General features: G+C 37.6%; 24 protein-coding genes. 7 read left to right on the forward strand and 17 right to left on the reverse strand.

All coding sequences use genetic code 11. The annotated features are described in order from the left end of the window. Nucleotides 1-35: 35 nt before the first annotated feature. The 3 genes from AC4J95_RS14290 to AC4J95_RS14300 are packed head-to-tail and all read right to left on the reverse strand — an operon-like array spanning nucleotide 36 to nucleotide 2,842. Nucleotides 36-848 carry an AAA family ATPase gene (locus tag AC4J95_RS14290; protein WP_137438809.1) on the reverse strand — a complete coding sequence of 271 codons (813 nt, stop codon included), beginning with the start codon at nucleotides 846-848 and terminating at the stop codon, nucleotides 36-38. Then, nucleotides 841-2,277 (reverse strand): TnsB C-terminal domain-containing protein, encoded by a 1,437-nt coding sequence (locus AC4J95_RS14295; RefSeq protein WP_137438808.1) that lies wholly within the window; start codon nucleotides 2,275-2,277, stop codon nucleotides 841-843. The genes AC4J95_RS14290 and AC4J95_RS14295 overlap by 8 nt, the downstream gene beginning before the upstream one ends. Further along, nucleotides 2,249-2,842 (reverse strand): recombinase family protein, encoded by a 594-nt coding sequence (locus AC4J95_RS14300; RefSeq protein WP_137438807.1) that lies wholly within the window; start codon nucleotides 2,840-2,842, stop codon nucleotides 2,249-2,251. Before AC4J95_RS14300 ends, AC4J95_RS14295 begins: the two co-directional genes overlap by 29 nt. A gap of 239 nt (nucleotides 2,843-3,081) precedes the next feature. Here AC4J95_RS14300 and AC4J95_RS14305 point away from each other — a divergent pair, with 239 nt between their 5' ends. Beyond that, nucleotides 3,082-3,441: an ArsR/SmtB family transcription factor gene (locus AC4J95_RS14305; protein WP_216409673.1), complete on the forward strand. Its 360-nt coding sequence runs from the start codon at nucleotides 3,082-3,084 to the stop codon at nucleotides 3,439-3,441. Continuing rightward, nucleotides 3,438-5,555, forward strand: coding sequence for a heavy metal translocating P-type ATPase (locus AC4J95_RS14310; RefSeq protein ID WP_216409674.1), 2,118 nt, complete (start codon nucleotides 3,438-3,440; stop codon nucleotides 5,553-5,555). The genes AC4J95_RS14305 and AC4J95_RS14310 overlap by 4 nt, the downstream gene beginning before the upstream one ends. Nucleotides 5,556-5,679: 124 nt before the next feature. Here AC4J95_RS14310 and AC4J95_RS14315 read toward each other — a convergent pair whose 3' ends face one another. From AC4J95_RS14315 to AC4J95_RS14365, 11 genes are all read right to left on the reverse strand, one after another. Beyond that, nucleotides 5,680-5,907, reverse strand: a complete 228-nt coding sequence (locus tag AC4J95_RS14315; RefSeq protein ID WP_216409675.1) for a thioredoxin family protein — start codon at nucleotides 5,905-5,907, stop codon at nucleotides 5,680-5,682. 19 nt (nucleotides 5,908-5,926) lie between these two features. Continuing rightward, on the reverse strand, nucleotides 5,927-6,916 hold the full coding sequence (locus AC4J95_RS14320; RefSeq protein WP_216409676.1) for a permease: 990 nt from the start codon (nucleotides 6,914-6,916) through the stop codon (nucleotides 5,927-5,929). After that, nucleotides 6,900-7,247: an ArsR/SmtB family transcription factor gene (locus AC4J95_RS14325; protein WP_216409677.1), complete on the reverse strand. Its 348-nt coding sequence runs from the start codon at nucleotides 7,245-7,247 to the stop codon at nucleotides 6,900-6,902. The genes AC4J95_RS14320 and AC4J95_RS14325 overlap by 17 nt, the downstream gene beginning before the upstream one ends. Nucleotides 7,248-7,465: 218 nt before the next feature. Beyond that, complete coding sequence (locus AC4J95_RS14330) at nucleotides 7,466-8,236, reverse strand: ABC transporter permease (protein WP_216409678.1); 771 nt, start codon at nucleotides 8,234-8,236, stop codon at nucleotides 7,466-7,468. Continuing rightward, the gene (locus AC4J95_RS14335) at nucleotides 8,229-9,164 is read right to left on the reverse strand and encodes an ABC transporter ATP-binding protein (RefSeq protein WP_216409679.1); all 936 of its coding nucleotides are present in this window, start codon (nucleotides 9,162-9,164) and stop codon (nucleotides 8,229-8,231) included. Before AC4J95_RS14335 ends, AC4J95_RS14330 begins: the two co-directional genes overlap by 8 nt. Nucleotides 9,165-9,458: 294 nt before the next feature. Continuing rightward, a complete protein-coding gene (locus tag AC4J95_RS14340; protein WP_216409680.1) occupies nucleotides 9,459-11,120 on the reverse strand; it encodes an FAD-dependent oxidoreductase in 1,662 nt (553 codons plus the stop codon). Nucleotides 11,121-11,134: 14 nt separating this feature from the next. Then, entirely contained in the window at nucleotides 11,135-12,220 is a 1,086-nt protein-coding gene (gene arsB / locus AC4J95_RS14345; protein WP_216409681.1) for an ACR3 family arsenite efflux transporter, read from the reverse strand. A gap of 10 nt (nucleotides 12,221-12,230) precedes the next feature. Next, on the reverse strand, nucleotides 12,231-13,289 hold the full coding sequence (gene arsB, locus AC4J95_RS14350) for an ACR3 family arsenite efflux transporter (RefSeq protein WP_376716704.1): 1,059 nt from the start codon (nucleotides 13,287-13,289) through the stop codon (nucleotides 12,231-12,233). 205 nt (nucleotides 13,290-13,494) lie between these two features. Then, nucleotides 13,495-15,222: an arsenical pump-driving ATPase gene (gene arsA, locus AC4J95_RS14355; protein ID WP_311803745.1), complete on the reverse strand. Its 1,728-nt coding sequence runs from the start codon at nucleotides 15,220-15,222 to the stop codon at nucleotides 13,495-13,497. Between the two features lie 35 nt (nucleotides 15,223-15,257). Continuing rightward, entirely contained in the window at nucleotides 15,258-15,632 is a 375-nt protein-coding gene (arsD, locus tag AC4J95_RS14360; RefSeq protein ID WP_216409684.1) for an arsenite efflux transporter metallochaperone ArsD, read from the reverse strand. Further along, the gene (locus AC4J95_RS14365; protein ID WP_216409685.1) at nucleotides 15,610-15,957 is read right to left on the reverse strand and encodes an ArsR/SmtB family transcription factor; all 348 of its coding nucleotides are present in this window, start codon (nucleotides 15,955-15,957) and stop codon (nucleotides 15,610-15,612) included. The genes arsD and AC4J95_RS14365 overlap by 23 nt, the downstream gene beginning before the upstream one ends. Before the next feature lie 325 nt (nucleotides 15,958-16,282). Between AC4J95_RS14365 and AC4J95_RS14370 the strand changes: the two genes are divergently transcribed. The 5 genes from AC4J95_RS14370 (at nucleotide 16,283) to AC4J95_RS14390 (ending at nucleotide 20,866) form a co-directional block, all read left to right on the forward strand. Further along, nucleotides 16,283-16,954, forward strand: coding sequence for a response regulator transcription factor (locus AC4J95_RS14370; RefSeq protein ID WP_494550459.1), 672 nt, complete (start codon nucleotides 16,283-16,285; stop codon nucleotides 16,952-16,954). Then, a complete protein-coding gene (locus AC4J95_RS14375) occupies nucleotides 16,942-18,090 on the forward strand; it encodes a sensor histidine kinase (protein WP_494550460.1) in 1,149 nt (382 codons plus the stop codon). The genes AC4J95_RS14370 and AC4J95_RS14375 overlap by 13 nt, the downstream gene beginning before the upstream one ends. A gap of 83 nt (nucleotides 18,091-18,173) precedes the next feature. After that, nucleotides 18,174-19,055 (forward strand): ATP-binding cassette domain-containing protein, encoded by an 882-nt coding sequence (locus AC4J95_RS14380; RefSeq protein ID WP_494550461.1) that lies wholly within the window; start codon nucleotides 18,174-18,176, stop codon nucleotides 19,053-19,055. A gap of 1 nt (nucleotide 19,056) precedes the next feature. Beyond that, a complete protein-coding gene (locus tag AC4J95_RS14385; RefSeq protein WP_494550462.1) occupies nucleotides 19,057-20,262 on the forward strand; it encodes an ABC transporter permease in 1,206 nt (401 codons plus the stop codon). After that, the gene (locus AC4J95_RS14390) at nucleotides 20,246-20,866 is read left to right on the forward strand and encodes a hypothetical protein (RefSeq protein ID WP_494550463.1); all 621 of its coding nucleotides are present in this window, start codon (nucleotides 20,246-20,248) and stop codon (nucleotides 20,864-20,866) included. Before AC4J95_RS14385 ends, AC4J95_RS14390 begins: the two co-directional genes overlap by 17 nt. An 84-nt stretch (nucleotides 20,867-20,950) precedes the next feature. Here AC4J95_RS14390 and AC4J95_RS14395 read toward each other — a convergent pair whose 3' ends face one another. The 3 genes from AC4J95_RS14395 to AC4J95_RS14405 all read right to left on the reverse strand — a co-directional run bounded on the left by AC4J95_RS14395 (nucleotide 20,951) and on the right by AC4J95_RS14405 (nucleotide 24,481). Then, the gene (locus AC4J95_RS14395) at nucleotides 20,951-21,745 is read right to left on the reverse strand and encodes a sugar phosphate isomerase/epimerase family protein (protein ID WP_494550464.1); all 795 of its coding nucleotides are present in this window, start codon (nucleotides 21,743-21,745) and stop codon (nucleotides 20,951-20,953) included. Nucleotide 21,746: 1 nt separating this feature from the next. Continuing rightward, nucleotides 21,747-23,042, reverse strand: a complete 1,296-nt coding sequence (locus AC4J95_RS14400; RefSeq protein ID WP_494550465.1) for a PTS sugar transporter subunit IIC — start codon at nucleotides 23,040-23,042, stop codon at nucleotides 21,747-21,749. Nucleotides 23,043-23,173: 131 nt separating this feature from the next. Then, nucleotides 23,174-24,481, reverse strand: a complete 1,308-nt coding sequence (locus tag AC4J95_RS14405; RefSeq protein WP_494550466.1) for a PTS sugar transporter subunit IIC — start codon at nucleotides 24,479-24,481, stop codon at nucleotides 23,174-23,176. Between the last annotated feature and the right edge of the window lie 7 nt (nucleotides 24,482-24,488).

Below are 24,488 nucleotides of genomic sequence, written 5' to 3' on the forward strand. Positions count from 1 at the left end.
TAAATGACGCGTTTTTACTATAATAAATAGCGTGATCATAACCCAATAACTAAACTATCTCTTGCTGCTTCTACAACATCGACAGTTATAGTATTTAACTGATTAATTTCCAGTATTCGATGGATTTGTGCAAATAGTCGATGCAGTAATCTAAAATTTCCTTTCGTGATCTTTATAATGCTAGTAATTGCTTCATAGTCAGAAAAATCTTCCAATTTCAAATCAAGTCCTAGATCCGACCATTTATATTCAATAATATGATGGGTCTCATCTTTGCTTAAATTATCAAACTCATGTGCAAATCCGATTCTTGAATAGAGTTGGGGGTACCTGCTTAGTCTTTTTTCTATACCAGGCATGCCAATCAAGACCATGGCAATATCATTTTGATCATAAATATCTCTTAATTGCTCAAAATGTTGAAGCTTTAAACGATCAATTTCATCAACAATAATTAAATCAATTCCCTTATATGCGTCAGTCGATAATCCGCCATCTTCTTTTCCTTCTTTTTCGGTTAGATAAATATTTCTAGTCAATCCAATCCGCATGCCATATGTATGAATATCACCACTAATCCTAGTTTGTCTTTCTGCTGGTGCCGTACAAAATATTGTCTTAGCATAAAGAATTTCTTTCGTAGCATCTATTCCGATCTCCTTGTTAACTTTAAAATCAATTTGTTTATAAATATTATCCCAGTTAGCATAGTGGCGTGCTGATACAGTTTTTCCAACTCCAGGAATTCCATAACAGACTCCAATGTATTTGTATTTAATGCATGCGTCACAGAATTCCGCAAATCGTTTATATTCCTTCGTCTCAATAAAGGTTTTCGTCTTATTCATTGAAATACCTCTTTATAGTAGATTTTTTCTTCTTATTAGAAAGTCCGGCTTTTTCTTCTTGTTCTGTGATCAATAGATCGACTGAACTCGGACAATTGATTTTCTCTTTTAGGATCTTTCTACGTTTTGTTCTTGCAGCAACTAAATCATTGATATCGATCGAATAATTTGAAATCTCAGGAGAGATTGCATTACACAAAAATTGATTTCGATAAAAAACTCTAATTTCTGCTAAATCTGAAGGATTATAACGAATTAAAACGGATTCTCCTACAAAAGCTGAGAGGTTAGGATTGGTATATCGTAAACCTTGAAAGTGTATGCCATCTGAATGTACTTTTCTTGACTTAGAAATTTCTAGTAACAGTAAATCTAACTTCTCAAGACTTTCTGGTAGATTCGGTAAAAAAGATTTTGAATTCCATTTTTCGATTGGACACATCTTGATTGAAGAATGTGCTTTGAGATTGTAATTATTGATTAAAAATTGATGTAGTTTCTCTCGGAATTCTTGGAAAGATAGCAGGTTCCCCTTTACAGAATTTCCTATATATCCTGGTAAGGATTCTAAGAAAAGTTGATTGACCGTATGAAAAAAACGTTCAATCTTTCCGCGACCTCTAGGCACTCCCACTTTAGAAAATATTAGGTTCATTCTTAGATCAATCGCTACTTGTTCTAAATGTTCTGAAGTAAAGTCACTCCCGTGATCCGTATAAAAATATTCCGGTATACCACAAATAGGCCATCTGAATTCGCGCTTCGTCCAAATAGCCTGGTGTAATGTTAGTGCTGTATGAATAGCTGAAGGGGAATCAAAAGATAATGAGTAGCCGGCTATTGCACGGCTATAGTCATCCATGATAATCGTTAACCATGGACGTTTAGGAATTCCTTTAGTATCAATAATCTCGATATCTAATAAAGTATGGTCCGCTTGCCACACTTCATTTGGTCGTTTAGGCTCTCGAATTTTGATAAGATCGAACTTTTCTGAATAAACCTTCTCTCCCTCATGAGCCAGTACACCAACAGAAGAGGGAAGAGATTTAATCGTTTTATAGACCTGATTATAGCTAGGGGGAACTAACTTTTTTTCGGAACAAAATTCACATACCTGTCTTTGAATGGTTGCAATACTCATTTTTCTATAAGTAAAGAACAACTTTTCAATTTCACAGACAACTTCTGGTTCTAAACGAGTTTTACCACTATCAGCTCTCTTTTTGTGAACTAAACCTATCAATCCTTCTTCTAGGTACTGCTTCCTCCAGCGTTGTAATGTCCGGAGTGGAATTCCTTCATCTTCAGAAACTTCAGTTAAAGATTTCTCATAATCTAAATTGGGTTTGATCATTTTATACTTGGCCATTGCAGCTTGTCTTTGTTCGTCAGAATGATTAGCTAACTGATCCTTTCTCTTTTCCATTGTCTTTCGCCTCCATTTTATTGAGATAACGATAAATTGTTGTTCGAGAGACATTCCATTTTTCAGCTACAGTTTTAATTGGTGTTCCGTTATCAATCAACATTTTCAATAGGTCCAAATCATCTGTAGTTAGTTTCTCGGGTCTTCCACCGAATCGACCACGGGCTCTAGCAGCTGCACGACCAGCCGCAGAACGTTCCAAAATCAAATTACGCTCAAATTCTGCGAATGCTGCAAACAGGTGAAACATCAATTGACCAGTAGAACTAGATTTATCCATAGTGATATTTTCCTGAAGGCTATGAAAACCAACACCTCGTTCATTCAACCTATTTACAATAGAAATAAGATCTTCCATATTCCTTCCTAGACGATCCAATCTCCAAACCACTAATGTATCTCCAGGTCGAACAAAATCAATGGCCGTTTCCAAACCTGGGCGATTACTTTTTGCTCCACTTATGTGATCGGTGAAAATTTTCTCACAGCCAAATTTATTTAAACTATCTTCTTGCAAATCTAAATTTTGTAGTCCGGTGGAAACCCGAGCGTATCCTATTTTCAAAAAATTCACTCCATTCTCAAAAGTATTGTACCATAACTTCGGCATGCAGGATTAAATGAACATAGATTTTGAGACGGGTTTATGAACACGATTTAATTCTATTTAGACAAAATTTTGATCAAAAAAAAAAGTGTACAGAAAGGGACCATTTTATGAACAATCAAACAACCATTTGAATATAGATTGGTGTTCTGATATAATACATTCAAATATAAATTTGAATGTAGAGGTATGAGCTTATGAGTAATGAAATTTGTGAAATAACTTGTATTCATGAAGACAAGGTTAATCGTGCCAAAGCTAAGCTAGCCAACTTTGACACTCTGACAGTGAGTGGTTTCTTTAAAATATTGTCAGATGAAAATAGACTAAAAATTGTACATGCCTTAGTTCATGAAGATGAGCTATGTGTTTGCGATATTGCAAATATCATTGATGCTTCAGTCGCAACTACTTCACACCACCTGAACTCCTTAAAAAAATTGGGCGTAGTTGATAATCACAAGGATGGAAAGTTAGTCTACTATTTTATTAAAAATATCAAAATCTTAAATCTTATGGAGCTTGGCGTAAATTTTAAAGAAGAGGTGCTAGCATGAGTGAGAAAATGACCGAAAAAACCTATCGAATAGAAGGGTTAAGCTGTACAAATTGTGCAGGTAAATTTGAAAAAAATGTAAAACAGTTACCAGGAGTTACGAATGCAACAGTAAACTTTGGTGCAAGTAAGATTTCAGTAGAAGGTCAGACAAGTATTGAAGAACTTGAAGAAGCGGGAGCCTTTGAAAATCTTATCATTCGTAACGATCAAGAAAATGCTGAACAAGGCAGATCAAAAGAGTCTTTTATTAAACGGAATATCGCTTTAATCATCTCTCTTGGTTTTATACTTGTTGCTGTAATTTCCCAACTCTCATTGGGCGAAGGTCATTTATTAACGAAAGCCCTTTATATATTGGCAATAATAATTGGTGGATATGATTTATTTAAAGAAGGGTTCTCTGATTTGATCAAATTGGACTTCTCCATGGAATCTTTAATGACTATTGCGATTATTGGGGCCGCGTTTATTGGAGAATGGGCCGAAGGTTCTATTGTAGTAATACTATTTGCTATTAGTGAAGCTTTAGAACGCTTTTCAATGGATAAAGCAAGACAATCCATTCGGTCTCTTATGGATATAGCTCCAAAAGAAGCCCTTATCAGGAGAAACAATGTAGAGCAATTAATAAGTGTCGATAAGATTGATATCGACGATATTATGATCATTAAACCCGGGCAAAAAATAGCCATGGATGGACTTGTTATCAACGGTCATTCATCAGTAAATCAAGCAGCAATTACAGGCGAATCAGTTCCTGTTGAAAAACAATTAGATGATGAAGTATTCGCAGGAACACTGAATGAAGAAGGTGTTCTTGAAGTCAAAGTAACGAAAAAAGTAACTGATACAACGATTGCAAAAATCATTCATTTAGTCGAAGAAGCGCAGGGAGAACGTGCTCCCGCACAGGCTTTTGTAGACAAATTCGCAAAATACTATACGCCATTCATAATTATAATGGCTCTATTGATAGTTGTTGTCCCTCCACTATTCTTTGGTGGTGACTGGAATAAATGGCTTTACCAAGGGTTATCCATTTTAGTGGTCGGGTGTCCTTGTTCATTAGTGATCTCTACACCTGTTTCAATTGTTTCCGCCATTGGTAATGCAGCTAAAAATGGTGTTTTAGTAAAAGGCGGTGTTTATCTAGAAGAAATCGGTCATTTGAGAGCAATTGCTTTTGATAAAACTGGGACTTTAACTAAAGGAAAACCTGTTGTGACAGATTTCATTACAACTAACTCTGACACTGATATAAATTATCTATCAATTATTTCATCATTAGAATCTCTTTCTCAACACCCATTAGCTTCAGCTATTTTGAACGAAGCTGATAAAACCAATGTTGATTACAAATCAATAAAGATTGAGGAATTCCAATCTATAACAGGTAAGGGGCTTACAGGGATATATCAAGACATACGTTACTATATTGGAAGTCCTAAACTGTTTTCTGAATCAGTAATTGAAGAAACCGTACTTAAAATGCAATACAGTCAATTTCAAGAACAAGGAAAAACCGCCATGTATTTTGGAACTGCTGAACAAGTCTTAGGAGTAATTGCCGTTGCGGATGAAGTAAGATATTCAAGTGCTGCTGTTATTTCTGAACTCCACAAATTATCTATTGAACATACAATTATGCTTACTGGTGATAATGTTAAGACTGCTGAATCTATTGGTAAGCAATTAGGTGTAACTGAAATAAAAGGAGATCTAATGCCTCAAGAAAAATTAGATTCGATTAAAGCTTTGCGAACAACTTATAATAAAGTAGCAATGGTGGGCGACGGCATTAATGATGCACCAGCATTAGCTGCATCAACGGTTGGTATTGCAATGGGTGGCGCAGGAACAGATACGGCTCTCGAAACTGCTGATGTTGCTCTAATGGGTGACGATTTACAAAAATTACCCTTTATTGTTAGACTTAGCCGCCAAACCCTAAAAGTAATTAAGCAAAATATCACCTTCTCATTAGGTATAAAACTATTAGCTCTACTACTAGTCATACCAGGTTGGTTAACGCTATGGATCGCTATTGTGGCAGATATGGGAGCAACACTTTTAGTAACATTAAACGGATTACGTTTGATGAAAGTTAAATAGCTCAACAAAAAAAAGAAGGCATCTTTATAAGCATGTCTTCTTTTTTATTATACATTTTCATTTTTTTGAACGCTAGTTATTAAGCAAACTATGCGCTATTTAAATATTAAAAATGACAGTCTCTTTATAACCATTTACCAATTTCTTTAGCTTTTGGTACTCTTCCAGAAACTACTACTTTTTCATCAACTACTAATGCAGGGGTACGCATAACACCATATTTTTGAATCTCAATCATATCAGTAACTTTCTCTATATCTGCAGTTTTTCCAGATTGCGTTAAAGCCTCTCTTGCATTTGCCTCCAGGTTTTGACAGTTCTTACATCCGGGTCCTAAGACTTTAATAATCATTTCTATCATCCTCTCATTTTTATATTGGCAACATATTGAATAAGAATCCAATAATAAGAATACCCACTAAACAAATACTAATAAAAGTCGCTAATAATTTTGGCTTTACTACTTTGCTCAACATGATCAACGAAGGTAATGATAAAGTAGTAACTGACATCATGAATGCCATCAAAGTACCAATTGGAACCCCTTTTGCATGAAGAGCTTCAGCAATTGGTAATACTCCAAAAATATCTGCATATATTGGAGCACCAACTAGTGTTGCAATAACTACGGCAAAGGGATTATCTTTACCAAGTATCGTTTGAATAAATGATTCAGGTATCCAATTATGAATAGCAGCCCCGATTCCAACTCCTATCAAGACGTAAGGCCATACTTTTCCTGCTACCTCTTTTACCTGACTTACACCAAAATGGACTCGATCTTTCCATGATAGTTCTTCAACAAAACTAGCCGTATCTTCCATGTTTCTGATATAATCTTGAATTTGGTCTTCCATTGATAGTTTATCAATAGAGCTTCCCCCAAAAATTGCTAACAGTAAACCAACTAATACATATAACATAGCTACTTTTGTACCAAAAAATGACATCAAAAGTATGATTGACGCTATATCTACCATTGGTGAAGAGATTAGAAATGAAAATGTTACACCCAGGGGCAATCCTGCTGATGTAAAACCGATAAAAATAGGAATACTCGAACAACTACAAAAGGGAGTTACTGTTCCTAATAAAGCACCTAAAGTGTTTCCTTTCCAACCTTTAATTCCACCTAATACTTTTTTTGTCTTTTCTGGTGGAAAGAAGGTCTGAATGATACCCATCATGAAAATTAAGACAGACAGTAGAATAAATATTTTGATAGTATCAAAAATGAAAAACTGGATACTGCTTCCTAGTTTGCTGTCTAATGATAATCTAAAAATTTTCTCAACTAAAACTCCAGCCAGATCGTTAAGCCAAGTCATTTTAAACAAAGTATCACTAACTGTTTGCCACATTTTTTTGCACCTCTAGTAAATGATCAAAGTCATTTATCCTCTCTGCATCTTTAAAAAAAATGGAATTTTCTTCCAGGTTCTCAACAATCTTCTCTAATATCCCAATTAAAAAATTATCTTTGCCCAATTCATACTTAACAAATTTTCCATCTTGATAAGAAGTCACAATTTTTTGATCGCGCAGCTTACTTAAATGCTTTGATACTTTACTTTGTGGGGTTTCCATGATTTCTTGTATTTGGCAAACACACAAGGGTCTTTTTAATAGAAGTAATAATATCCTGATTCTAGTTTCATCGGACAATATTTTAAAGTAGTTTACAAAATCCATATTCTCACATCCTCATATGCGTCTATGAGGATATGATATGTGATTATTAGCACATTGTCAATACTAGAATTCATATTTGTATATCGATTTTCCGTAATGTAGCGCTATTTGTACGAAAAAATCTGATATACTGAACTTCAACTTTGCTTATCCTGAGTAAATTACAGAAGCGAGTGGACTCCCCTGTTAATGAGTCCACTCGCTTTTTTGAATTCATTTTAACTTCTTAATCCTCTACCGGTATTAATCAAATAGTAACAAACAGTATAAAGAACTGAAATGAATAGAACAAGGATTGTGATTGAAACGGCTATGGGTACATCGGTCGTCCCTAAAAACCCGTATCTAAACGCTGATATCATATAAACAATCGGGTTGATTTTTGAAACACCTTGCCAAAATGGCGGCAGCATCGAAATCGCATAAAATACGCCACCTAGATACGTTAGCGGTTGTAAAATGAATGTTGGAACGATTGAAACATCGTCGTAAGATTGAGCAAAAACACCGTTTATTAAGCCTGCTAATGAAAACAAGATCGCCGTCATTAACAATGTGAGAATAACAATAATCCATGAATGTACGTTAAGTGGTACAAAAAATAAAGAAACAATCGTTACAAGGGTTCCTACTAGTAAGCTTCTTCCTAGTCCCCCAATAACAAATCCCCAAATGATAATGTGAGTTGGTACTGGCGCAACTAATAGTTCTTCAATATTTTTTTGCAGCTTCTGAGAGAAAAACGACGAAGAAACATTTGCGTAAGAACTAGTGATTGCTGACATCATAATTAATCCTGGTACGATAAACTCCATATAGGTGAACCCGCCCATGTCTCCAATTCGACCACCGATCATTTTCCCAAAAATGATAAAATACAACGATGTCGTTATAACAGGCGGTACTAATGTTTGTACCCAGATTCGTAAATAACGATTGGTTTCCTTAACGGCAAGACTTTTTAACGCGGTAAAATAAAGATTAAGCATTGGTTCCCTCCGAAAGACTTTTTTCTTCTGTGATTTTCAAAAACAGCTCTTCTAAACGATTAGATTTATTACGCATCGATAAAACTTTCATCCCTTGATCGCTGAGCTGATTGAAAATATCATTTACTCCTTGATTTCGTTCAACTTCCACCGATAAAGTCAGATCATCTTCTAAAGAATATGTATATCCTTCTATCTTAGGTGCTTTATTATGAGGTGCAAGGTCTAAAATAAATGTTTCAAACTGTAATTTAGATAGAAGTTCTTTCATACTGGTATTTTCGATCAATTCTCCTGATTGAATGATCCCTATGTTTCGACAAAGCATTTCAGCTTCTTCCAAATAATGAGTAGTCAAGATAATGGTGGTGCCATTTTCGTTTAGTTCTTTTAAGAAGGACCACATTTCACGTCTCAGTTCAATATCCACTCCGGCGGTTGGTTCATCCAAAATTAATAACTTTGGTTCGTGCATTAGTGCTCGAGCGATCATAAGCCGGCGCTTCATCCCGCCAGAAAGCATTCGAGCACGTTCGTTACGTTTTTCCCATAAATTTGATTGCTTCAAATACTTCTCACTGCGCTTCAATGCTTCTTTTCTCGGAACTCCGTAATACCCTGCCTGATTCACTACAATTTGTTGAACAGTCTCAAAAGGATTGAAGTTGAATTCTTGCGGAACAAGACCTATCTGCTGCTTGGCCTTTTCTAAATCAGTATCAAGATCGTAGTCAAAAACTTTTACCTTCCCAGATGTTTTATTGACAAGAGAGGTGATAATTCCAATCGTTGTCGACTTCCCAGCACCATTGGGCCCTAAAAGGGCATAAAAATCCCCCTTTTCAACCTGGAGATCAATTCCACGTAATGCCTCAACACCTGTTCCATAGATTTTTTTCAAATTTGTTATTTCAAGTGCATATTCCATATACTTTTTCCTTTCGTAAAACAATTCCTCAATTAGAAGTCGCTCTAACTTTTCTACTGTAAAAGGTCATGTGGTCACTTGACCACATGACCTTATTTTTTCTTACTAATTCTTTCTTTCCTTTTGGCCAATAAATAAAATACCAAAATTAGAGTAATAAAGTTGATAAATATTCCAATACTAATTGGATAATTTAGTAATTTAGCTAGAATAAATGCCAGTGACATCCCAAATAATCTAGCAACGGCTCTCTTTTCTTCAGACATAAATTATATTACCTCAGCAATTTACTATTTAATCAATATTCTCATAAATTTCTTGATAATTTTTGTTTCCTCCAGAAAGATTGTACACGTGTTTGAATCCTTCGTTTAACAGTATATTTTGTGCAGCATTCCCGGTAACACCTTTATTACAGTACGTAATGGTCAAAACATTCTTGTCTAACTCATTGTAGCGTGTCCTTAAATCAGATAATGGAATATGAATAGCTCCTTTAACTCTTGATTTTTCGAATTGCTTTTTGGACCTTGTATCAACTATCTGTAATTTTTCTTTTCTGTGTTGTCGATCGATTAACTCAATCGGAGACATCAAAGGCGCTCTTCTCTTCACCGCATTATCTAAGGCCATTCCAGTATAATGAACGGGATCCTTGGTTGTTGAAAATGGTGGTGCATAAGCTAAATCTAAATCAAATAGATCTTCCGCCAATGCTCCAAAGGAAATAGCCGTAGCAAGCACGTCGATTCTTTTATCTACTCCGTCATAACCGATAATTTGGGCACCCAGAACTCTACCGCTGCTTTTATCTGCTATTGCTTTAATGACCATTTCTTTGCCATTCATGTAATCAGGTTTATTTGGTTTTATGTTGTATAAAACGGCAACTTCCAATCCTTCTTTAAGAGCTTCCTTTTCAGTAAGACCCGTTTGTGCAATGGCTAAATCAAAAAAGCGCAAAATACCAGTTCCTAATATCCCTTTAAATCGTAAAGAGCCACCAGTAATTGTATCACCAGCAATTCTACCCATCTTGTTCGCAGTCGAAGCCAAGGGACGATAGATTGGTTGTTGAGTAATGCGATTGTAGCTTTCTGCTACATCCCCTACTGCATAGACATTTTTCAAATTGGTTTCCATTCTATTGTCTACTTTAATTGCTCCCGTTTTTCCTAACTCTATTCCTATGGTTTGAGCCAATTCTGTATTTGGTCTTACTCCTGTTGCCAATACAAATAAATCGGCTGATAATTCATTTCCTTTTGAAGTCTTAACAGCAGTTAGTTGTTCTTCACCTACTAAATCAACAACCGTTTCTTTTGGCCTAAAATCAATCTGTTGTTTTGCTACTTCGTTCTCTATTCTGACAGCCATATCCCAATCCAAATGAGACATTGGATGGTTGCCTCGTTGTAGTACCGAAACTGCTATTCCTTGTCTCTGTAATTGTTCAGCCATCTCTAACCCAATATATCCAGCACCTACAATAACAGCTTTTTCCACTTTATTAGTCTTGATAAAATTGTGAATATTTTTACCACTGGAAACATTTTTGATTTGAAATACATTTTCAAATTGTCTATTAGAGAATATAGCCGGTGTATTGTAAATTGAACCTGTTGCAAATACTAATGCATCATAATCATCTGAAAACGGCTTTCTAGTGATCAAATTTAATCCGTAAATACGTTTCTTTTCATGGTCTATTCGTTGTACTTCATGAGAAGTATGAATATCTACGTTGTATCTCTTTTTGAACCACTCAGCATTCCGTGGAGTCAGTTCATCGAAATTTTCAACTTCTCCTCCGACAGCATATGGAATTCCACACACAGAATAAGAGATATCGATATCTTTATCATATAGAACGATTTCCGCTTCTTCCGTGTTTCTTCTCGCTTTTGCAGCAACACTAGTTCCAGCTGCAACAGATCCAATAATTACAATTTTCATAGGTTTCACTCCAATTAATTATACAGATTTTCCATTTTCGTAGTCTCGTCAGACTTCACAAACCAAGACTTTGTGTTATTGGAAATTTTTACTAATAGCAACATGATCGGTACTTCAACCAATACTCCTACAACTGTTGCTAAGGTCGCTCCAGACTGTAGGCCAAAAAGTGAAATCGCAACGGCAACCGCCAATTCAAAGAAATTGCTGGCACCGATCATTCCCGCTGGTGAAGCAATTTCATGAGGTAACTTCCAAAATCTTGACCATCCATAAGCTATAGTGAAAATTAGTAGCGTTTGAATGGTTAGTGGAATCGCAATTAATAAAATATGCGTTGGATTTGCCAGTATTTTTTCTCCTTGAAAAGAAAAAATGATAATCAAGGTTAGCAATAAACCAATGATTGTAACAGAGTCAAATTTCTTTAAAAAGACATCTTCGAAATAGTGCTTACCTTTATTTTTTATTATCATTACTCTAGTAACGAAACCTAGAAGTAGTGGCACTACTACAAAAAGAACGGTTGATAAAAGTAATGTTCCCATTGGAACGACAACATTGTCTACACCAAGAAGAAAAGCGACTATAGGTGCAAATAATATCAAAATAATCAAATCATTGATCGCTACTTGTACCAAAGTGTATGCTGCGTCCCCTTTTGTTAAATAGCTCCATACAAATACCATAGCTGTACATGGTGCAGCCCCTAATATAACTGCTCCAGCAACATACTCTTTCGCTAACTCAACCGGAATAAGATTTTTAAAAACTACATAGAAGAAAAATGCTGATATAGCATACATTGTAAATGGTTTGATCAACCAATTCGTCACACAGGTAACAACTAATCCTTTGGGCTTTTTAGCGGCACTTACAATGCTGGTAAAATCAATCTTCAACATCATTGGATAAATCATTAACCATATTAAAATTGCTGTAGGTATTGATACCTGATAATACTCAAACTTACTTAAGGTATCAGGAACGCTCGGTAAAAATTTTCCAATTAGCACCCCAACAACCATACACACAATTACCCATAACGTCAGATACTTTTCAAAAATACCTAATCCTTGTTTATCATTCTCTGAACTCATTTATTTCCTCCTAATGGCTTGCGCCTTCTTTCGAAAAATATTTTTGTTTAAATTTTAAAGCAACATTCACTAAAGCAATCAAAACTGGAACTTCTACCAAGGGTCCGATAACAGCTGCAAATGCTTCCCCTGAGTTGATTCCAAACACACCCACTGCTACAGCTATTGCCAATTCAAAATTGTTGCTTGCGGCAGTGAAGGATAATGATGCTGCAATCGGATAACTTGTACCCATTTTTTTGGAAAGTAAAAACGAAACAAAAAACATGATTACAAAATAGAATAGTAACGGGATAGCGATACGAACAACATCTAAAGGCAACTCAATCACTTTTTCACCCTTCACTGAAAACATGACGATAATTGTAAATAGCAAGGCAATCAAGGTTATTGGACTGATTTTAGGAATAAACCGCGTTTCAAACCATTCTTTCCCTTTTAATCTGATCAAAACAAACCGTGAACTAAATCCCGCGATAAATGGAATTCCTAGATAAATAAAGACACTTTTCGCAATTTCACCCATCGTAATAGTAATTTTATGCGTTTCTAAACCAAGCCAATTTGGTAATACCGTAACAAAGATATATGCAAACACTGAATAGAAAATGATTTGGAAAATCGAATTAAATGCTACTAATCCAGCAGTATACTCGTTGTCTCCCTGAGCAAGCTCACTCCAAACGATCACCATAGCAATACATCGAGCAAGCCCGATCATAATTAATCCAACCATATAGCTTGGATAGTTGTGCAAAAAAACTACTGCTAAAACAAACATAATAATTGGGCCAACAATCCAATTTTGAACTAGTGAAAGCAAAAGTACTTTCCAATCCTTAAAGACACGCCACATTTCTTCATATTTTACTTTTGTGAGCGGTGGGTACATCATCAAAATCAACCCTATTGCAATTGGAATAGATGTAGTCCCAATTTCTAAATGATTTATTACTTGAGGTATGTTGGGAAAAAAATACCCTAAACCTATACCTGTTGCCATTGCTATAAATATCCATAATGTTAAATATCGATCTAATATAGATAGTTTTTTTGTTACTTGATTCAATTTTTCCATCTCCAGCATCAACAAAATTTTCTATTTCCTCTAACAACAAGTCATAATCTCAAAATTATTCGTTAGTAGGTTGTTTTCATAGTCAAGCAATGGCTTACCCATTGTTATGATAAGCTTTTTTTACTTTACTAAAGCTACCTGCAAATTAATAGATGAACCCCTATATAGAGATTCATCTATATTAAATTCAAAAAAATTAATGAACCAAATCTGCATCAAAATTCGGTACCCATTCAGCTACCGCAAAATGTCCATCTGAAAGATCTTTCACTTTGTTAATCCATTCAATCTCATTCGTAGCACGTGCTTTCAAGACCTCGTTGGACGTATCGGTAGCATACATACTTTGATTGACTAACCACCAAGTATGAGCAATTTTCGCACGATCCAAATCCTCATCCAAACGCATCGACTCGTAAACCGGTGTTGTTTCAGGAAGTGTGACCATTAATACTTCCGTTTCATTTCCGTTCTGCAATCTTGGTAATAGCTTTTGAATCGACATTGGTACCTCACCTGAGCTTCTCTCAACTTCTTTTGCATAGCTTTGAGTAGAGTCTAAAAGAAGTAACGTATGTCCCGTAGGTGCTGTGTCAATAACCACAATCTCATTTTCTGATTTATCTACGATCTCCGCAAAAGCTCTAAATACGGCGATTTCCTGTGTACAAGGTGAACGCAGATCCTCTTCTACATAAGCAACATCATCCGCGTCCATCGTCTCGCGAGCTTTTGAAAGAACCTCTTCTTTATAAGCTTCTAGTTCTTTTTCTTCGTCGATATGGCTGATTGAAATTGGTAGGTCATTTGAAATAAATAGGTTCAGATGATCCGCGGGATCAGTTGTCGCCAAATGAACTTTTTTACCTGATTGTGCCAGCTTCTCAGCGATTTGAATTGCAACTGTTGTTTTACCAACACCGCCCTTACCCATCGTAAAGATAATCTTTTTATTCGTACGGATAAAATCACTTACGATTGAATCTAAGTTTGGAAAATCGATTGATTCCTGTTCTTGTTCGTAAACAATCGGTTGTTGATCACTTAATAGAATTTGAAGCTTATCTATACCCGCTACATTATATGGTCGAAGTGGAATATAGTATATTTCAAATTTACTCAATGGTTCAGGCATTTCCTTTAGATCATTTTGTTGCTCAGAATGGATTACTTGAGAAATTGCATCATCAGGATTATATAATAGACCATTTACAACTAATTTTTGGTTCTTAATCCCTAATTTTAGTAATTCCTCAGAAGCACGTTCTGCCTCAAACAAGGGTGCTTTTTGTGGTCTAGTAACTAAGATTAAAGTCGTTTGGGTTGCATCAGTCAGTGTCTCTACTGCTTTTTCATACATATCTTTTTTATCACCTAAGCCAGATAATTGACCCAAACAAGAAACTCCTGTTGTGTTTTCATCTAGGTAATTATTCCATGCAGAAGGTAATTGCAACATTCTTAATGTATGACCAGTCGGAGCTGTGTCAAAGATGACATAGTCATATTGTTCTGCGACTTCCTTATCGGTCAAAAAGTTAGCAAACTCATTAAACGCGGCGATTTCCACTGTACATGATCCAGATAATTGTTCTTCCATATTGATCAGAGCACTATCTGGAAGTACACCACGATATGGACCGACAATACTTTCTTTATACTCTTCCGCAGCCGTAATTGGATCAAAGTTCGCTACTTTTAAGTTATCAATGCCATCAATCGAAGTTGGTTTGTTGGTCAAAGTGGTTTGAAAAACGTCTTGTAAATTTGAAGCTGGATCAGTACTAACCAACATGACTTTATTACCCTCTTGCGCCAAAGATGTTGCCGTCGCACAAGCAGTTGTTGTTTTACCAACGCCACCTTTACCTGTGAAAAATAGATATTTAGTTAATCCCATCTTTTGGGGAATATATTGAAGCATCATATCTCCTCCTTGAGTTTTTTGGAAGAAGGCCGTTAACAACAGCCTTCGTTTCCACTATTTCCGCCGCAGCAGCCACCAGAACTAGCTGATTGCACCACAAAGCGAACCTCACCGTAATTTCCGAATTCTTCTAAAGTTGGATAAGAAGCCACTTTTACGATCTCTCCATCTAATAAAGTGATCGGCAAAATGTCATTGCCCTTTTCTTGAAGCATTTTCAAAATCGTTGGATTGTTGATAAATGCGTCTGGATCACTGGTCAAATTGTGACGAGAAGCGTCAATTGAATCCATTCCTTCGAAATTTTCAAAGACTGAGGTCACCATTAATAATTCTTCATCAACGGATGGACCGCAGACTCCTGTTGAACAGCACATTGCTGGTTCAAATAGTTCTAATTTTTTCATCATGTTCTTCCCCTTTGCAATTACAGTTTGGTTTATTACAAATGCAATCATCTTTAGCAGAAAATAATTGCATCATTGAACCCATAAATTGATCGACAAAACTTTCAGTTAGTTGATAATGATGCCATGTTCTATCCTTAGTCACAGCAACAATTCCAGCCTTTTCTAATACCTTCATGTGATGTGAAAGAGTTGGCTGAGTGAAATCGAAATGGTCTAAAATATCGCAGGCACACAAGCTCCCACAAGATAGTATATCAATGATTTTTAAACGTTTTGAATCAGCGAGAGCCTTAAGCATTATCGACATTTCATCATAATTCATAGCATCTTCTCCTATATATAGATGTTTATCTATGAACAATATAGATGAATGTCTATTTATTGTCAATCACTTCTGTCCATTTGTTTTTTTTATTTTATTCTCAAAACCTTACATCAAAAATTCTCATGTATACAAATTTCATTTATAATTATTTATTCCGTTTCAATATTAACAGCTATTTTTTCAATTGTTTATAGGTCATTTAACAGGCTAAATTAGCGCCATTTAAATACCAAAATGACAGTGCGCTTAAATTTTCAAATGTTCACTATCTTTTTTATGATAGGATTATTTTATACAATGCCACCGAGTTTGGAGGGGGATCATGAAAAAAATATTGATTATTGATGATGAACACGATTTGTTAGAAACATTTAAAGACTACTTTCAACTGATGGATTATCTCGTCTATACCGCTGAAAATGGGTATGAGGGGTTGAAACAGATACAACATCAACCGGATATTATTATCCTAGATGTCAACATGCCGGAAATGGATGGCTTTGAGTTGTGCACAGCGATTCGCGAACAGATTACCTGCCCGATCGTTTTTCTCTCTGCTAAAGAAGACGAGGAAAGTCGGATTCAGGGATTGACGATCGGCGGCGATGATTACTTAGTCAAGCCGGTCAGTTTAAAAGAATTGGGCTTGCGGATCGAAGCACATCTAAGACGCGAGAATCGAAAGCAAGTCACGCGAAAAATTGCCTACTTCGATGAGTTAATGATTGATTATGATCAAAAAAAAACACAATTTCATAATCAGTCTATTTATCTGACTAAGGTCGAGTTCGAAATTGTTGAGCTGCTGTCTAAGCATCCCGGCAGAGCATTTTCTAAAGAAGACATCTACCAGCATCTTTGGGATTGGGATAAGCTTGGCGATGCCGCAATCATTACAGAGCATGTTCGACGAATTCGAAAAAAAATCTCAGCGCATTCATCTGTTGATTTTATTCAAACGGTTTGGGGGGTGGGCTATAAATGGATTGGCTAGATGCTGTCATCGCTCGAATATTTGCCAAAAGAAGCAGCTTGGATCAAAGTCTGCTCCTTTATCTATTGATTGGTGCTTTTGTCGTTGCTTTAGCGACATTAATCACAATCTCCATTTGTGTCAGTTGGGAGCGGCTGATTATCATGCCTGACTCTGAAGAGGTTTTCTTTTGGTCGTATTTGTCTTGGACTCCTCCCACTACCTCACTGCCGATAATCCAATTATTAGAAGCAATCCGACATTATGCTGTTTTTGTCTACGGATTTCTCGGGATTTATTTTGCGACAAAAATGTTTTATCGCAAACGAATCCTCCAGCCGATAACTATTTTAGAGAAAAGTATCGAGGAGATCGAAAAAGGCAATTATCAGCATACCGTCTATTACACTACCTATGATGAATTTGAGAAAACTTCTTTAGGCTTGGATCACCTGCGGCTGACTTTGCAGGCAAATGAAAAGAAGCTCAATGACCTTTATCACGATCAGAAAAAGGTCAATGCCGCCTTTTCTCATGATCTGCGTACACCTTTAGCAACGATCCAAAACAATCTGGAGCTGATGGAGGCCTATTATGAACAGGATCGTTTAAGTCCTGAAGCTTTTGAAAAATCAGCCATAAAAATCAAAAACAGCATCACTCGCTTGAGTTCCTTCTCTGAGACCATGCAGCATTTACAAAAACTGGAAGATCGGCCGCTTCACAAGACTCTGCAGCCATTAAATCAAATTGAAGAACATTTGCAGGAAATCAGTCAGCATCGCCCTGAAAAAAAGCTCACGATCACAAAGGAATATCCTGGAATTTCGATTGAGTATGATCTTGATTTGATCAATCAGGTCATGGAAAACTTATTAAACAATGCCTATCGATTTGCGAAAGAACGGATCGATATAACCATCGCCCTACAGGAAAAGCTGTTGATCATCTATGTCAAAGATGATGGGCTTGGTTTTTCTAAGAAGGAACTGCTGACAGCGACAGAGCCCTATTATTCGCAAAATAAAAACAGTCATTTCGGACTTGGGCTTACCATTGCCGAAGCACTAACACAAAAGCATGGCGGCAACCTGAAAATCGCCAATAGTATTGATGGGGGCGCGATCGTTTCTGCCGTTTTTGCTTTAACAGATTAAAAATATTCTATTTGTAGAGAATTTATAGAGATTTGCTGATTATCCTTTAGGTAAGGAAACAGAAGAATTAGGAGGGATCGCTGATGCAGATCGAAATCAATCATTTAAATCAATACTATGGTAAAAAACAAGTTCTCTACGACGTGAATCTTTCAATTTCCACTGGCATGTTTGGCTTACTGGGCCGAAACGGTGCTGGAAAAACGACTTTATTGAAAACTTTGGTCACCCTGCTCCCGACGAATGAAGGCGACATCCGTATGCACGGGATAGACATTCATAACCAGAAGAGAATCCGCTCGATCATCGGCTTTCTGCCACAAGAGTTCTCGATGTACGGCAACATGACCGCTTATCAAGCGTTGGATTATCTAGCCGTGCTCTCTGAACTGGACAAACGGACCCGCCGAACGCGGATCAATGCACTGCTGGAGCAAGTCAATCTGACGATCCATAAAAATGTCAAAGTCAAAGCGATGTCCGGCGGAATGAAACGTCGTTTGGGAATCGCACAAGCGCTTTTGAATGATCCGAAAATATTGGTGGTCGATGAACCGACTGCGGGATTAGATCCAGAAGAACGTTTGAGATTCCGTAACCTATTGGCCGAAGTCAGCGAAAATAAAATCGTCCTGCTCTCAACCCATATTGCTGGCGATATTGAAGCAGCCGCGGAAAATGTCGCAATCCTAGAACAAGGCCGAATCATTTTTTCAGATTCAATTGAACAATTATTATTGAATGCCCAAGGAAAAATCTTTAGTGTCCAAGTGCCGCGTACTGAGTTGAGCGCCGCTAAGAAGCAAGTTCAGATCATCAGCCTGCAGCAAGAAGGCAGCACTTCGCATTTACGATTCATCGGCAAACCTGATGCGCAAATCATGAGTCATCCTCTGGTCATTGAAGAGCGTCCCACCTTAGAAGATGCTTATCTCTACCTGTTATCAACGAAAGGCGGGGATTAGCATGTTACTAAAAAAAGAGTTGGGAATCACTTTAAAAAGTCTGACTTATTGGCTGGCTGTCCTGTTCATCGGTGTCTTTCTCTTTACCCAATTAGGCTCTGATTTTGTTTCATTAAAACAACCTGAACCGGGACAAAGCGACTATGGCACAGCCAGAACAACCGACAAGAAGGACATTCAGCAGCAAACAATATCCTCATTGCTGCAGCAGTACAACAATAAAAGCTATAATACCTATCCCTTTGGTTTTCTAAAGGTCGTAAAACCATCTAAATCCGATCAAGCTACTATCAAAGAAATTCTAGAGCGGGCAACTGGAAAAACAATCGAAGAATTGAATCAAGAGCAGTCACAGACAGCCAATGGAAGCATTCAAATAGACCCGATTGCTTTAGCAGCAAAACTACCGATAGCGAAAGATTATTATTATAAAACCTTTGAAAAAGATATGAAAAAAGTGGAAGACCTGATTGGCAGCGGGTCAGATTTTGCCAAAGATACCTACTTGAACCAGTCGCTCAAACAATTGACCTATAAGGAAGCAGCAAAAAACTTCCAAACAACCCTGAACAAAGACCGAGTTTCCGGCGCTTTCGCCCGCATGACCTGCGATTACTTAGGCTTGATTCTTGCTCTGGTACCAGTCTTTGTAGCTGCGACCGTTGTTCTTCGTGATAAACGGGCACAGAGTCAATTAGTGATCAATTCCAAACAAATCTCTACTTTAAAATTGCAGGGCACCCGCTTTTTATCAACCGTTCTGCTGATTTTACTGCCAGTATTGATTCTTAGTTTACTGCCAGCTATTCAATCCGCATATGTCGCTCAAAAATATCACCATGTCGGCGATTTATTGCTGTTCTATCAATACATTATCGGCTGGACCTTACCAACTATCGTCGCAGTAGTCGGGATTAGTTTCCTGATCACTACAGTCTTCAATGGATTAGTTAGCGTCCTCTTCCAATTAGTTTTTTGGCTTTTATCGCTCATGGTCAACGGTCGACAAATTATCGGCAGTATCGGCTTCAACTTGATTCCACGTTTTAATAATGTTGGTTCGCGTGAAATATTCGAAAGTATCTTTTCAGAATTAGTCGTCAATCGCGTCTTTTGGTTGGCACTCGGCCTCATTTGCTTCTTGATCAGCTGTGTGATCTTTGATCTGAAACGGAAAGGACGGGTGCGTCATGGGAACTCTCGCTAAAATATCGACAGCTTTCTGGCGATTTCACTTTTATCCAGCTGTGTTCGCGGCATTTCTGTTAACTCTGCTCTTTCCCACCTTCTTTGGGGTAGAGAATGCTTCCTTTACACAGAGTGCTGAAATTTATGAACGATTCTTTCCGCTGATCGGGTTGATCTTGTTTTTACCACTTTATCTGCCTGATAGCTCCGAAGATACGACGATGCTGATCAAAACCAAACGCTTTTCTTATGTGGGAATTTTATTCCTGCGCTTTATCCAGATCATCATTGCTTTGACTGTACTAACTTGCGGCTGCTTGATGCTCTTTGAATTAAGTAACGCAAAGATTGAGTTTGGCCGCTTTCTGTTTGCTGGTATAGCAAACGCGTTATTCATGGGAGGCTTGTATGCTCTGGGATTTGCCTTGACTGCTCAACCAGTCGCAGGCTTGATCCTACCGTTAGGCTATTATGTAGCCAGCCTCTTCACTGCGGATAAGTACTTAAAAATTTTCTACCTCTTTACCTTGATTGAAAAAGATACTGAATCCAAGCTGGTTCTCCTATTTAGCGGAATCCTGCTGATCCTTTTCAGTTTTGTTATCAGGAGAAGGAAAAAATAGCTGAAAAATGAAAATGAACGATCAATTACTATCTAAATTGATAGCAATTGACCGTTCGTTTTTTGTGTTCCGCTAGGTTCTTTCCTAATTTGTATTCAACAATTTGATGAGATGTTCATAACCGTTTGCCAACGCTGTAAAACCATCTTCTAGTTCATTTTCAGGTTCTACTACTAACCACTGGGTTCCAGCTCGAGAACAGGAAGCAATAATTTTTTTCCAATCATTCATGTCCCCTGATCCACCCAGCCTCACATCAAAGGACCCATCATTTTTTACTGGTTTGCAATGAATAAAACGAGCTCGAGCACCTAAATCCTCAATCAATTGTTGCGGGCTCTGGTTCCCTCTAATGCTACTTCCAGTATCAACTTCAATTCCAACAAACTTATTCGTATTTTGGAAAATAAGTTCAAAGGAAGTCTGAATGTCTTCAATTTTTTCAGCGAAATCGTAATCGTGTGTATGGTAATTTAGTGTAAAACCATTGTGAGCCATAACTTTTTGTAGCTTATTCATTCTTTTACTATGAGCTAACCATGTTGAAATTGTGTTTTCCGTTCTCTTATGACCGGATTCCCAGGGACCACCTAAAGCGGCGATAATAATGTTTTTATTCCCAACCTCATGATTGTAATCCATGACCTGTTTTAGATGTTCTTGATTGAGATAACGCCACGAAGTCTGTGCTCCGCTTACTTCCAATTGATATTTCCGACACAGCTCTTGAATTTTTTCAGCTGAATGGAAGAAATTTCCATATAGCTCTATTCCCTCATATCCCATCCGTGCAATTTTTTTCAGCGTTTCATCAGGATTATGCTGAAATTCAGCATAAACAGGATAGATCCCAGCAGAAAGTTTGATCGAAGCAGCCATATTAATCTTCCTTCACTTTATTCGCCATCAATACAAATGGCAGATAAACGAATACTCCGACAACGATGATTACAACTTGTAAGAGCGCTGCGCGAATATCCCCACCTGTAGACAAGTAGCCTGATAAGCCTGCAGGTGTGACCCAAGGAACCGTCAAATAGGTTTTTCCGACCCATCCAAGGCTTGTTGCTGTATAGGCAATCGTGCTTGAAACAATGGGAACTAATACATAGGGGATTCCCAGCAATGGATTAAAAATGATTGGCAATCCAAACATTAACGGTTCACTAATGTTAAAGAAGCTTGGAACTGCTCCGATTTTCGCGACTGCTTTTAAATCGGCTTTTTTCGAACCAATCAGTATAGCGATGACCAACGAAACCATCGTAATATAGATATAGCAATCCACATACGGCTGTGTCACGACATTAGGAAGTGCACTTCCTTGTGCATGTGCATCCATGTTCTGTTGTAAGGAGGTCAGCAAAACAGGTCCTGATACTGATCCAAGCACGAAGGGGCCATGAATACCAAAGAAAAAGAGCAAACAGGTTAAGAAGCAATAGAAGGTGATACCGAAGTAACTTTGGAACCCGCCAACTAAGGGCATCTGTAAAACTTTAGCAACCACATCAGGAATTGAAAGGCCGCTTAAATGCCGGATTGATACTTCCAACGTTCCAAAAATAATTGTGACGAACAAACCAGGAGCAAGACCATTAAATGATTTGGCGATCGCAGGAGGGACACTTTCAGGCATTTTTATTTTCAATCTTTCGCTATTACTAAATAGGATAAATAAACGAACACCAACTAAAGCGGCAAAAATCCCCAAGAACATTCCCGTTGCGCTTGTATTGGACTGTGCAAAAACACCTGTAACCTGTTCCTGTTCTCCCGCAGGTGTATAGGCAGTGACTGTGCTTGGATTCAAAATAATGAAGCAGACAAGTGCAATAACTCCTTCTAAATAGCCATCTTTACCAAACGATTGTGCCAAGTGCAGACCTATCAAGAACGTAACAACCAAACCTAAGATTCCCATCGTTCCATTATAGATTTGACCGCCGATTTCCCGCAGTGCAACAAAATCTCCAAAGGTTCTGAACAGACCGTTAGTAGGATCCAATAGTAAATTGTTAATCAGAATAAATACAGAAGCGATAATCGTAAGCGGAATCGTACTAGCAAAAGCATCTCGAATTGCCGCGATATACCGATTGCTAGCAAGCTTATTCGCATAGTATGCGGCTTTTTCACCAAAAGCTTCTTTGTTAAACCAACCAATTTTCTCCATTTTTTATTCTCCTTTTTCGAATGATTTCCAGTATAGCTGATCCTCATTCACAAACACTCACACCCACACTGGCAGTACATCTATTTTAAGAAAAGAATCCGCACCGGAGATGATACAGATTCTATTTCAAATTATTTTTCTTCCATTTTATTTGAAATCAAGACAAACGGCATGTAGATAAATACACCTACAACAATGATTACCAGCTGTAAAATCGCTGCACGGATATCTCCAGCAGTTGCTAGATAACCTGAAAGCACTGGCGGTGTTACCCAGGGAATCAAGATATAAGTCGGATTCACTAAATGCAGGCTTGTTGCAACATAGGCTAGTGTTGTTGAAACCATTGGTACCACACAGAACGGAATCGCGTAGACTGGGTTGAAAACAATTGGTAAACCGAACATGATCGGTTCGCTAATATTGAACAAGTTTGAAACTCCGCCTAGTTTGGCGATCATTCGTTGATCTTGACGCTTCGAGAAGATTAATAGTGCAATCACTAAACAGATCATTGTTCCGCCGCCGCCCATGTAAACATAAGCATCCAAGAAAGGTTGCGTCACGATATTTGGAGCAGCCGAACCTGCATTGATCGCTTCTACATTTTGCTGCAACGAAGTCAATAGAATCGGACCAGAGATTGCGCCAAAAACGAACGCTCCGTGAATACCGAAGATAAAGACAAAAGTCGATAAGAAAACATACATTAAAATACCAGGTAAAGTTTGAAAGCCACCCACTAACGGCGCTTGCAAAATATTGATAATAATTTCTGGAATCGTTAAACCAGTCGCTGTACGTAGGCCAACTTCAACGATTGCAAACAAGCTGATCGTTAGAAAAGTCGGGATCAAGCTGTTGAATGATTTCGCGATTGCCGGCGGAACACTGTCCGGCATTTTAATTTTCAAGCGTGGATTGTTCGTCAACTTGACTACCATCGGTACACTGACTAAAGCAGCGATAATCCCCAACAACATCGCAGACGCACTCGTATAGGTTTGCGTTAATGCCCCGGCGGTTTCCAACACATCCCCGTTATTACCAGTAATATTGATCACATTAGGGACGAGTGCGACATACGAAGCCAAAGCCACGATCCCTTCAAGCGCACCATCAGCATCATAAGAACGAGCTAAGCGTAACCCAATCAAGAAAGTAACCATCAATCCTAAAATACCTAGCGTTCCATTGTAAGCCTGTACACAAATCTCAGAGATCATCGCGCGTCCCGGAATCCCCCGCAATAATCCAGTTTCCTCTGTTAACAGGACATTGTTGACTAATAAAAAAAATGCTGCCGTAATGGTGATCGGAATGGTACTTGCGAACGCATCGCGAATAGAAGCAATAAAACGATTGCTTGCGATCTTATTCGCATAATAAGCTACTTTTTCACCTAAAGCCTCTTTGTTGAATGTGCCATCTTTCATCATTGTTCTA

The sequence above is a fragment of the Enterococcus sp. GPZ-007 genome (assembly GCF_059374735.1).